General features: G+C 72.5%; 11 protein-coding genes. 6 read left to right on the top strand and 5 right to left on the bottom strand.

The genetic code is table 11. The annotated features are described in order from the left end of the window. A partial coding sequence (locus ACFWM7_RS29190) for a M56 family metallopeptidase (RefSeq protein ID WP_383266085.1) occupies nucleotides 1-769 on the bottom strand: 769 nt, incomplete at its 3' end. A gap of 2 nt (nucleotides 770-771) precedes the next feature. Further along, nucleotides 772-1203, bottom strand: coding sequence for a BlaI/MecI/CopY family transcriptional regulator (locus ACFWM7_RS29195; protein ID WP_383266088.1), 432 nt, complete (start codon nucleotides 1201-1203; stop codon nucleotides 772-774). Nucleotides 1204-1421: 218 nt separating this feature from the next. Between ACFWM7_RS29195 and ACFWM7_RS29200 the strand changes: the two genes are divergently transcribed. The 3 genes from ACFWM7_RS29200 to ACFWM7_RS29210 all read left to right on the top strand — a co-directional run bounded on the left by ACFWM7_RS29200 (nucleotide 1422) and on the right by ACFWM7_RS29210 (nucleotide 3480). Beyond that, on the top strand, nucleotides 1422-1997 hold the full coding sequence (locus ACFWM7_RS29200; RefSeq protein WP_383266091.1) for a TerD family protein: 576 nt from the start codon (nucleotides 1422-1424) through the stop codon (nucleotides 1995-1997). 32 nt (nucleotides 1998-2029) lie between these two features. Beyond that, nucleotides 2030-2611, top strand: coding sequence for a TerD family protein (locus tag ACFWM7_RS29205; protein ID WP_383266094.1), 582 nt, complete (start codon nucleotides 2030-2032; stop codon nucleotides 2609-2611). Nucleotides 2612-2712: 101 nt separating this feature from the next. After that, nucleotides 2713-3480, top strand: coding sequence for a hypothetical protein (locus ACFWM7_RS29210; protein WP_383266097.1), 768 nt, complete (start codon nucleotides 2713-2715; stop codon nucleotides 3478-3480). Here ACFWM7_RS29210 and ACFWM7_RS29215 read toward each other — a convergent pair. From ACFWM7_RS29215 to ACFWM7_RS29225, 3 genes are all read right to left on the bottom strand, one after another. Beyond that, nucleotides 3413-4132 (bottom strand): gamma-glutamyl-gamma-aminobutyrate hydrolase family protein, encoded by a 720-nt coding sequence (locus ACFWM7_RS29215; RefSeq protein ID WP_383266100.1) that lies wholly within the window; start codon nucleotides 4130-4132, stop codon nucleotides 3413-3415. The two genes, ACFWM7_RS29210 and ACFWM7_RS29215, sit on opposite strands and share 68 nt — an antisense overlap. Nucleotides 4133-4181: 49 nt before the next feature. Beyond that, complete coding sequence (gene eat / locus ACFWM7_RS29220) at nucleotides 4182-5651, bottom strand: ethanolamine permease (RefSeq protein ID WP_383266103.1); 1470 nt, start codon at nucleotides 5649-5651, stop codon at nucleotides 4182-4184. 167 nt (nucleotides 5652-5818) lie between these two features. Continuing rightward, nucleotides 5819-6607 carry a FadR/GntR family transcriptional regulator gene (locus ACFWM7_RS29225; protein WP_383266106.1) on the bottom strand — a complete coding sequence of 263 codons (789 nt, stop codon included), beginning with the start codon at nucleotides 6605-6607 and terminating at the stop codon, nucleotides 5819-5821. A 237-nt stretch (nucleotides 6608-6844) separates the two neighbouring features. Here ACFWM7_RS29225 and ACFWM7_RS29230 point away from each other — a divergent pair, with 237 nt between their 5' ends. The 3 genes from ACFWM7_RS29230 to ACFWM7_RS29240 all read left to right on the top strand — a co-directional run. Further along, a complete protein-coding gene (locus ACFWM7_RS29230; protein WP_383266108.1) occupies nucleotides 6845-8209 on the top strand; it encodes a glutamine synthetase family protein in 1365 nt (454 codons plus the stop codon). Between the two features lie 51 nt (nucleotides 8210-8260). Beyond that, a complete protein-coding gene (locus ACFWM7_RS29235) occupies nucleotides 8261-9643 on the top strand; it encodes an aldehyde dehydrogenase family protein (RefSeq protein WP_383266111.1) in 1383 nt (460 codons plus the stop codon). Between the two features lie 5 nt (nucleotides 9644-9648). Then, a partial coding sequence (locus ACFWM7_RS29240; protein ID WP_383266114.1) for a 3-oxoacyl-ACP reductase occupies nucleotides 9649-10481 on the top strand: 833 nt, incomplete at its 3' end.

The following is a 10481-nucleotide window of genomic DNA, read 5'->3' on the forward strand; positions in this document are numbered from 1 at the left end:
CCGCCACCCGGCGCGGCACCGGCCCTGCGGCGGCGAAGGCGGCGAAGGCCGCGCCGCCGGGGGCCGGGCGGGCGACGAGCGCCGCCTTGCCGACCGCGCGGGCGGTCAGCCGGCGGTCGCCGGTGACCCGGGCCGCCTCCTCGTCCGCCCACCGCTCCGTGCTGTAGACCAGGGCCCCGAGCAGCGGCCACAGCAGGGGGTTGACGCAGCCGGCCAGCCGGGTCGCGAGCAGCAGCCGGTGGTGGCGTCCCGCCAGGTGGGCCCGCTCGTGGGCGAACAGCGCCCGGTGCTCGGCCGGTTCGAGGGAGGCGAGCATGGTTGTGGAGACCATCACCCGCCCCGGGGAGCCGGGGAGCGCGTAGGCGTAGGGGACGTCGTCGGGCAGCACGGCGACGTCGCCGCCCGGCAGGCCGGCGAGCGCCCGGCGCGCCCGCGCCCGGAAGCGGTAGTGGCGGTGGACGGTGAATCCGCAGGCCGCCGTCACGACGACGAGCGCCAGGATGGACGCCTTGCCCGCGAACGCGTCGTGCGGCACGGCCTCGCGGACCTCGTCGTCGGACCAGCCGTCGGGCAGCGGGTTGCCGGGCAGCTGGGCCGTGCCCACCACCACGAGCAGTCCGAGGCACACCAGACTGCACGAGGCGAGGATCACGGCGGCGGCGGTCAGCAGCCGGGCGGCCCTGCGGGGGTGCAGGTGCTGTTCGGCCAGGCGCGCGATCGGCAACGCGGTCAGGGGCAGCACGAGGGGCAGGTAGACGAAGACGCCCATGGTCAGCGCTCCGGCCGGTCCGAGGGAGCTCCGGTGCCGTCGGGTCCGCTCTCGGCGAGCAGGGCCCGCAGCAGGTCCTCGTCGTGGGAGGAGAGGACGGAGACGAAGCTGGAGAGCACCGCGTCACGGTCGCTCTGCTTGTCCAGGAGCCGGCGCATCCGCAGGGCGGCGAGCCCCGCCTCGTTCGCCACGGGCTCCCACAGGACGGGGCGGCCCCGTCCGGTGCGTGTGACGGCCTGCTTGGCGTGGAGCCGCGTCAGGATCGTGATGACGGTGCTGTACGAGAGGCCGGCGCCGAGCCGCTCCAGCACCCAGGCGGCGGTCACCGGCTCGCTCGCCCCGCCCAGCACCGACAGCACCTGGGCCTCCAGCTCACCCTGGCCGCGCCTGCGAGCAGGCGTCTCCCGCTCGTCACCGGCTCCTTCGGCGTCCACGGCACGGCCCCTTTCTCCTTCTCGCCGCCCGGCTGGCTCCGTTCGGCCGCCCGGCCGTGGCGCTGCACCCGCCGGGCATCGGGGAATCGTATCCAGTGGCGGAGGGGCCGGCCACCGGCCGGCGCGGGATCGCCCGTGTCCCGGCCGCTCACCTCCTGGCCCCGTAAATCTACAGTGCTGTAGATTTTCCCCACTGCCGTCGGACAAGGGAGAACATCATGGGCGTGAGCCTCGCCAAGGGCGGAAACGTCTCGCTGAGCAAGGAGGCTCCGGGGCTGACCGCGATCCTCGTCGGCCTCGGCTGGGACGTCCGCACCACCACCGGCACCGACTACGACCTGGACGCGAGCGCGCTGCTCTGCGACGAGGCGGGCAAGGTGCTGTCCAACGAGCACTTCATCTTCTACAACAACCTGAAGAGCCCCGACGGTTCGGTCGAGCACACCGGCGACAACCTCACCGGTGAGGGCGAGGGCGACGACGAGATCGTCAAGGTCGACCTGGCCTCGGTGCCGGCGACCGTCGCGAAGATCGTGTTCCCGGTCTCGATCCACGACGCCCAGAGCCGGGGCCAGAGCTTCGGCCAGGTCCGTAACGCGTACATCCGCGTGGTGAACCAGGCGGGCGGCGCGGAGATCGCCCGTTACGACCTGAGCGAGGACGCCTCCACCGAGACGGCGATGGTCTTCGGCGAGCTGTACCGGCACGGCGCCGAGTGGAAGTTCCGTGCGGTCGGGCAGGGTTACGCATCCGGCCTGAGCGGCATCGTCGCCGACTTCGGCGTCAGTCTCTGAGCCACACGGATCCGATCACAGAAGGCGGAACGATGACGATCAACCTCACCAAGGGCCAGCAGGTCAGCCTCACCAAGTCCGGTGGCGGCGAGCTCGGCGTCGTACGGATGGGTCTGGGCTGGAAGTCCGCTCCCCGTAAGGGATTTCTGGCGCGGCTGACCGCCCGCGAGATCGACCTGGACGCCTCGGCGGTGCTCTTCGCGGGCCAGGCCCCGCAGGACGTGGTCTTCTTTCAGCACCTGACCAGCGACGACGGTTCGGTCCAGCACACCGGGGACAACCGGGTCGGCGGGGCGGGCCAGGGTGGCGACGACGAGTCCATCGTCGTCGACCTGCGGCGCGTGCCGGCCCATGTGGACCAGATCGTCTTCACGGTGAACTCGTTCACCGGCCAGACCTTCGAGGAGGTCGAGGCGGCCTTCTGCCGGCTGGTCGACCAGAGCAACGGGCAGGAGCTGGCCCGGTACACCCTGACCGGCGGCGGTCGGCACACCGCCCAGATCATGGCCAAGGTCCAGCGGACCGGCTCGGGCTGGCAGATGACCGCGATCGGCGCACCGGCGGACGGGCGGACCTTCCAGGACCTGATGCCCGCGGTCACCCAGCACCTCTAGGACACCTCACCGGACCACGCGGGGGTGTGCACGCGGCGCGTGCGCACCCCCGCGTGCCGCCGTACGACCACCCATCACACAGGCAGCGACCGAGGGACAGCATGGGCAGACCTTCCCGGCTCGGGGACGAGGACCGGTCCGACTACGCGAGCGCGCTCGACGAGGTGATCGCCACCCCGGAGATCCGACGGCTGCTGGAGCGCTCGGGAGTCCCCGGCGACCGGCTGCGGGTCCGGGGCCTGGCGGCCGTGGCGCGCACGGTTCCGGCCGCCGAGGCGGAGTACCGGAGGTATGCGGCCCTGCGGCTCCGGGCGCGGGGCGGGCGACGGGACGCCGGGGCGTCGCCGCTCTCCGGGCCGGGCGATCAGGAGCGGCCGGGGGCCGGGGTGCTGGCGGTTCTCGGGGTGCTGACGCCGGTGCTCGCCGCGGTGGCCGCGGCGACGTTCCTGGTTCTCGGGTACGGCCTGCGGCTCGCCGAGGCCCTGCCGGCCCTGGCGGGCACCCTCGTCGGCGTCGGCTGGTCGAGTCTGGTGGTCGCGGCGGTCACGGCCCTGGTCAGTGCGGTCGCCCTCTACCGGACGGCGGCGAAGCAGTCGGTGGCGGACGCGGTGGCCGTACCCGATCCGTCCGCCGCCGGTTCTCCCGCGCTCGCCCAGGCCCGTGAGGCGTGGCTCGCGGCGCTGCGCGACCGGGGGATCCGGCCGTTCCTCCTCCAGGAGCTCGCCGGGGCAGCGCCCGGGGCAGGCCCGGGCGAGGGCGACGGCTCCCGCTTCAGCTCTCCGGCGTGCGCGGGGCCCGAGTTCACCGGTCCGCGGTTCGAGGGCTCCGGCCGGCCCGCTCCCCGGCAGCCCGGACCAGGGCGGCCATGACCCGGGTCTCCTCGGCCATCTCCGGGTGCCACTGCACACCGAACACCAGGCTTCCGTGCCCGGGGAGTTCGACGGCCTCCACCGTCCCGTCCGGGGCGTGGGCGGAGGCCACCAGTCCGGCGCCGAGGCGGTCGACCGCCTGGTGGTGGTAGGCGGGCACCATGGCGGTCTCGGGGACGGCGGCCGCGTACACGGTGCCGGGCACGGGGGTCACCGGGTGGCTGCCGAAGACGCCGAGGCCGCCGGTGTGGTCGTCCAGGTGCTGGATCAGCGTGCCGCCGAGGGCGACGTTCAGCAGTTGCATGCCCCGGCAGATGCCGAGCAGGGGGACCTGCCGGTCGATCGCCGCCCGGATCAACGCCAGTTCCCAGGCGTCGCGTTCGCGGGCCGGGGGCCCGGTACGGGGGTCGGCGACCGCGCCGTACCGGGCCGGCTCGACGTCCGCTCCCCCGGCGATCACCAGCCCGTCCAGGGCGGCGACGGTGTCCCGGGCGGCGTCCTCGGCGTCGTCGGGCGGCAGCAGCACCGCGAGCCCGCCCGCCGCCCGGACGAGGCGCGGATAGCCGGCGGGCAGCAGCACCGCGGGCATCTCCCACGTGCCCCAGCGGGCCGGGTCCTGGTAGGTGCTGATGCCGATGACGGGCCGGGACATGGAACGGACTCCTCGGTGGGTCGGGGTGCGGAACGAGTGGGGTGCGGGTTCAGTCGCGGGCGAGTTCGGCCTCGGCCGCCGCCAGTGCGGCGAACTCCTCCTCCGGGGCCCCCGCGACCAGCCGGTGACGGCTGTAGAAGGCGAAGTAGGCCAGCGCCACCGCGTACACGCCGAGCGCGATGAACGCCGCGTCGCGGTCCACCAGGAAGGTCGCCACCAGGGCCGAGCATGCCAGAGCGAAGGCCACGGACGAGGTGAGCGCGCCGCCGGGGGTGCGGTAGGGGCGCGGCAGCTCGGGTTCGCGGCGGCGCAGCACCAGGTGGGAGAGGGCCATGAGGGCGTAGCTGATGGTGGCGCCGAAGACGGCGACGTTGAGCATCCGGCCGCCGTTGCCGCTCCAGGCGGCGAGCGTGAAGCCGATGACGCCGGGGATCAGCAGGCCGAGGTAGGGGGACTTGCGGCGGTTGGTGAGGGAGAGGAAGCGGGGCAGATAGCCCGCCCGGGAGAGGGCGAACAGCTGGCGGGAGCCGGCGAAGATCAACGAGAAGAAGGAGGCGACGAGTCCGGCGAGGCCCGCGTAGTTCACGAAGCGGCTCAGGGCGGTCGGCTCGCCGTCGCCCTGGAGGGCCACCACGAGCGGGTTCCCGGCCTCCTTGATGGCGTTGGCGCCCTGGGCGCCGGTGGCGGAGACGAAGGTGATGAGGGCCAGGAAGACCAGCACGGCCAGCGAGATGGCCAGGGCCTTGGGCATCGAGCGGACCGGGTCCTTGGCCTCCTCGGCGGCTAGCGGCACGCCCTCCACCCCGAGGAAGAACCACATGCCGAAGGGGAAGGCGGCCCAGATCCCGAGGAGTCCGTACGGCAGCCAGGAGGAGGAGCCGAAGGCGGAGGCGTCGGCCGGGATGTCGTTGAGGTGGCCCGCGTCGAACTCGGTGAACGCGCCGACGGCGAAGATCAGCAGCGCGGCCACCGCGATCGCGGTCACCACCAGGCTGAAGCGGAGGGCCTCGCCGACGCCCCAGAGGTGGATGCCGATGAAGATCACGAAGCAGGCGAGGTAGACGGGCCAGCCGGAGGTGAGGCCGAACAGGCCGAGCGATTCGACGTAGTCGCCGATGAAGAGGGAGATGGCGGCGGGGGCGAGGATGTACTCGATGAGGATGGCCGTCCCCGTCAGGAAACCGCCCCAGGTGCCGAGTGCCCGCCGGGCGAACCCGTAACCGCCGCCCGCCGTGGGGAGGATGGCGGAGAGTTCGGCCAGCGCGAAGACCAGACACGCGTACATGACGCCCATCAGGACCATGGCCACGGCGAGCCCGCCGAAGCCGCCCTTGGACAGCCCGATGTTCCAGCCGGAGAAGTCGCCGGACACGACGTAGGCGACGCCGAGGCCGGTCAGCAGGAGCCAGCCGGCGCTGCCCCGGCGCAGGGTCCTGCGGTGGAGGTACGCGTCCGTGCCGGATCCCCCCGGGCTCGCGTCACCGGGTGGTCCGGCGGGTGTTTCGGTTCCCTGAGCCATGAGGCGCTCCAGATGTGTGTCGACTTCATCGTTGGAACTGCTTCGATCAAAGGTTCGTCGGCACACCTTTGTGGAACGGCTGGGGGAATGGCAAGGGGCGTGCGTTAAAGAGTGGTTACGGATTCGCCTCGCCGGCCGCCGTCGCCCCGAGCACCATCGCCCCGGGCTCAGGCGAGGAAGCCGCGCAGCAGGGCCGCCGTGCCGCCGCAGTGCTCGCGCATCATCTCGCGCGCCGCGTCCGCGTCCCGGTCGAGCACGGCCTCGACGACGGCCGCGTGCTGCTGCTGGGAGTGCTCCAGATTGCGCACCAGCAGCGGGATGCAGTCGAGCAGTTCGTTGAGGGTGGCCCGGACGGCGGCGTACTGGGCGGCGAGCGTACGGGAGCCCGAGAGTTCGGCGAGGGTGAGGTGGAGCAGGGTGTCCTGGCGGCGGTAGTCCTCCAGCCGAGCGCCCTGCGTGGCGTCCAGCGCGCCGCGCAGCCGCAGCTCGGCGTCGGCCGTGAGCTCCTCGGCGCACAGGCCCGCCGCTCCGGCCTCCAGCACCTCGCGGAAGCGCAGGGTGTCCTCCAGGTCGACGGAGGCGATACGGCGGCGCAGTTCGTCGCTGCCGTCGGGGGCGGCGGTGCGCGGCAGGACGAACGTTCCGCCGTAGCGACCACGGCGGCTCTCGACCATGTCCTGGTCCTGGAGCACCTTGAGGACCTCGCGCAATGTGACCCTGCTGATCCGCAGATGCTGGGACAATTCACGCTCGGACGGCAGGCGTTCACCCGGCGGGACCAGACCCAGGCGCAGGAGCTGGAGGACCTGTTCCAGCGCCTCCTCGAAGCCGTTGCCCGCGCGGACCGGGCGCAGCACGGAGTCCAGCGGGCCGGGCGCGGGGGCGTCCGCACCCCCCTCCGTCTCCCCTGCCCGTGCCGCCGGACGGGTGTCGTCCGCTCTTCCGCTGGTGGCCACTGACGGATCCCCTTCCCAAGCAATGGTTCTCTGTCATACCTTAGACCGACCAGTTATTGGGGGGCGGCGTCGCGGGGCTGGGCACGCACATCTGCCGCGCTGTCGTCGATCACCATGGCTCCGCCATGCCTCAATCCTCCGCCTTGCAGCTGCACGCACCCAGCCCCGCTCCTTCTCCCACCCCCCCCCAATTACCGGTCGGTCTCATGCCTCCCGGTTCACCCAAGGAGGCATCCCGTGGCAGACCGCACACCCCCGCTCGGCGTCGACGAGCTTCGCTCCCGGGTCGCGGACGGGTCGATCGACACCGTGGTGCTGGCCTTCCCCGACATGCAGGGCCGGCTTCAGGGGAAGCGGTTCGCGGCCGGGTTCTTCCTCGACGAGGTGCTGGAGCACGGGACCGAGGGCTGCAACTATCTCCTGGCCGTGGACACCGAGATGCGGACCGTCGACGGTTACGCGATGTCCTCGTGGGAGAACGGCTACGGCGACTTCGGCATGGTCCCCGACCCGGCCACCCTGCGCCCCGTCCCCTGGCACGAGGGGACCGCCCTGCTGATCGCGGATCTCGCCTGGCACGACGGCAGTCCGGTGGTGGCCGCCCCGCGTCAGATCCTGCGCCGCCAGCTCGACCGGCTGGCGGAGCACGGCTGGACGGCCCAGGTCGGCACGGAGCTGGAGTTCATCGTCTTCCGGGACAGTTACGAGGAGGCCTGGGACCGCGACTACCGGGGGCTGACCCCCGCCAACCAGTACAACATCGACTACTCGATCCTCGGCACCGGCCGCATCGAGCCGCTGCTGCGCCGGATCCGCAACGAGATGCAGCAGGCCGGGCTGACCGTCGAGTCCGCCAAGGGCGAGTGCAATCCCGGCCAGCACGAGATCGTCTTCCGCTACGACGAGGCGCTCACCACCTGCGACCAGCACGCCGTCTACAAGACGGGCGCCAAGGAGATCGCGGCCCAGGAGGGCGTCTCGCTGACCTTCATGGCCAAGTACGACCAGAACGAGGGCAACTCCTGCCACATCCACCTCTCGCTCACCGACGCGGACGGCGAGAACGTGATGGCGGGCGACGGCGAGGGCGGCATGTCCGAGGTGATGCGCCACTTCCTGGCCGGCCAGCTCGCCGCCCTGCGCGACTTCTCCCTCCTCTACGCGCCGAACATCAACTCCTACAAACGCTTCCAGCCCGGCTCCTTCGCCCCCACCGCCGTCGCCTGGGGCGTCGACAACCGCACCTGCGCCCTGCGGGTCGTCGGCCACGGGCGTTCGATGCGCTTCGAGAACCGGCTGCCCGGCGGCGACGTCAACCCGCATCTGGCCGTCGCCGGACTGGTCGCCGCCGGACTGTACGGGGTCGAGCACCGGCTGCCGCTGCCCGAGGCCTGTACGGGCAACGCCTACACCGCCGACTACGACCAGGTGCCGACGACCCTGCGCGAGGCGGCCGAGCTGTGGGAGGCCAGCCCGATCGCCAAAGAGGCCTTCGGCGAGGAGGTGGTCGCGCACTACCTCAACATGGCCCGGGTCGAACTGGCCGCGTACGACTCCGCGGTGACCGACTGGGAGCTGCGCCGCTCCTTCGAACGGCTCTGACCACCGGCACACCTCCGCACCACCACCTCCTTCCCTGATCGGGGTCCGTACGTGTCACAACCCACCCTCGACGTCCTGAACCCGGCGACCGCCGAGGTCATCGCCGCCGTCCCCGCCGCCTCCGCCGCCGATGTGGACGCCGCCGTCACCCGTGCGGCGGCCGCCCAGCGCTCCTGGGCCGCCGCCGCGCCCGCCGACCGGGCCCGCCTGCTGCGCCGCTTCGCCGTCACCGTCGACGAACACATCGAGGAACTGGCGCAGTTGGAGGTCCGCGAGGCGGGCCACACCATCGGCAACGCCCGCTGGGAGGCGGGCAACGTCCGTGATCTGCTCGACTACAGCGCGGGCGGCGCCGAACGGCTGCTGGGCCGCCAGATCCCGGTGGCGGGCGGCATCGACTTCACGATCCTGGAGCCGCTGGGCGTCGTCGGGGTCATCGCCCCGTGGAACTTCCCGATGCCGATCGCCGCCTGGGGCCTCGCCCCGGCACTCGCGGCGGGCAACGCCGTCCTCCTCAAGCCCGCCGAGACGACCCCGCTGACCGCTCTGCGGCTGGCCGAACTCGCCCTGGAGGCAGGCCTTCCCGAGGGTCTCTTCCAGGTGCTGCCCGGCGAGGGTCCGGTGGCCGGGAGCGCTCTGGTCGAGCACCCGGGCGTCGCGAAGATCGTGTTCACCGGCTCCACCCGGACCGGCAAGCACATCATGACCCGCTGCGCCGAGCACGTGAAGCGGCTCACCCTGGAGCTGGGCGGCAAGAGCCCCAACATCGTCTTCGCCGACGCCGACGTGGCGGCCGCGGCGGCCGCCGCCCCGATGTCCTTCCTGGACAACGCGGGTCAGGACTGCTGCGCCCGCACCCGGATCCTGGTCGAGCGGTCCGTGTACGACCGCTTCCTCGACCTGCTCGTCCCGGCCGTGTCCGCCGTGGTGGTGGGCGACCCGGCCCACGAGAGGACGCAGATGGGGCCGCTGATCTCGGCCGCCCAGCGGGACCGGGTCCGGGGTCTCGTCGACGGCGGCCGGGAGGCCGACGGCGTACGGGCGATGCTCGGCAAGGCCCCCGAGGGGCCCGGGTTCTGGTATCCGCCGACCGTCCTCGCCGGGATGTCGCCCGACGCTCCGGTGGCCGTCGAGGAGGTCTTCGGGCCGGTGGCGGTGGTGCTGCCGTTCGAGGACGAGGCAGACGCGCTGCGTCTCGCCAACGCCACCGACTACGGGCTCGCCGGCTCGGTCTGGACCCGGGACGTCGGCCGCGCGCTGCGCGTGAGCCAGGGGCTGCGGGCGGGCAATCTCTCGGTCAACTCGCACTCCAGCGTGCGCTATTCGACCCCCTTCGGCGGCTACAAGCAGTCGGGACTGGGCCGCGAACTCGGCCCGGACGCCCTGGCCGCCTTCACCGAAACCAAGAACGTCTTCATCAGCACGGAGGCCTGAGCACCATGACCGACACTTCTTCCGTCTGCCGCCGCCTGGTCGGCCGCACCGCCGTCGTCACCGGGGCCGGCAGCGGCATCGGGCTGGCCACCGTACGGCGGCTGGCCGCCGAGGGCGCGCACGTCGTCTGCGCCGATGTGGACGAGGAGCGCGGCAAGGCCGCGGCCGAGGAGGCCGCCGGGCTCTTCGTCCGTACCGACGTCACCGACGCCGAGCAGGTCGACGCCCTCTTCAAGGCGGCGTTCGACGCCTACGGATCGGTCGACGTCGCGTTCAACAACGCGGGGATCTCGCCGCCCGACGACGACTCCATCCTGGACACCGGTCTGGAGGCCTGGAAGCGGGTGCAGGAGGTCAACCTGACCTCGGTCTACCTCTGCTGCAAGGCGGCCATCCCCTACATGCGCGCGCAGGGCAAGGGCTCCATCATCAACACGGCATCCTTCGTGGCCCGGATGGGCGCGGCCACCTCGCAGATCTCGTACACCGCGTCCAAGGGCGGGGTGCTGGCGATGTCGCGCGAGCTGGGTGTGCAGTTCGCGCGCGACGGGATCCGGGTCAACGCCCTGTGCCCGGGGCCGGTCAACACCCCGCTGCTCCAGGAGCTGTTCGCCAAGGACCCGGAGCGGGCCGCCCGGCGGCTGATCCACATCCCGGTCGGGCGGTTCGCCGAGCCGACGGAGATCGCGGCCGCGGTGGCGTTCCTGGCGAGCGACGACTCCTCGTTCGTGAACGCCACGGACTTCCTGGTCGACGGCGGGATCGCCGGGGCGTACGTCACCCCGGCGAAGTGCCAGTCGCCCGCGACGCCAGCGTCGGCGCCGGAGGGCTCGGCGCC

The organism is Streptomyces sp. NPDC058375 (assembly GCF_042723425.1).
GTDB classification, from domain to species: domain Bacteria; phylum Actinomycetota; class Actinomycetes; order Streptomycetales; family Streptomycetaceae; genus Streptomyces; species Streptomyces durocortorensis.

Coding starts and splice junctions, on each gene's coding strand:
- ACFWM7_RS29205 (WP_383266094.1), top strand. CDS start 2,030: ATGACGATCAACCTCACCAAGGGCCAGCAGGTCAGCCTCACCAAGTCC.
- ACFWM7_RS29210 (WP_383266097.1), top strand. CDS start 2,713: ATGGGCAGACCTTCCCGGCTCGGGGACGAGGACCGGTCCGACTACGCG.
- ACFWM7_RS29200 (WP_383266091.1), top strand. CDS start 1,422: ATGGGCGTGAGCCTCGCCAAGGGCGGAAACGTCTCGCTGAGCAAGGAG.
- ACFWM7_RS29215 (WP_383266100.1), bottom strand. CDS start 4,132: ATGTCCCGGCCCGTCATCGGCATCAGCACCTACCAGGACCCGGCCCGC.
- eat (WP_383266103.1), bottom strand. CDS start 5,651: ATGGCTCAGGGAACCGAAACACCCGCCGGACCACCCGGTGACGCGAGC.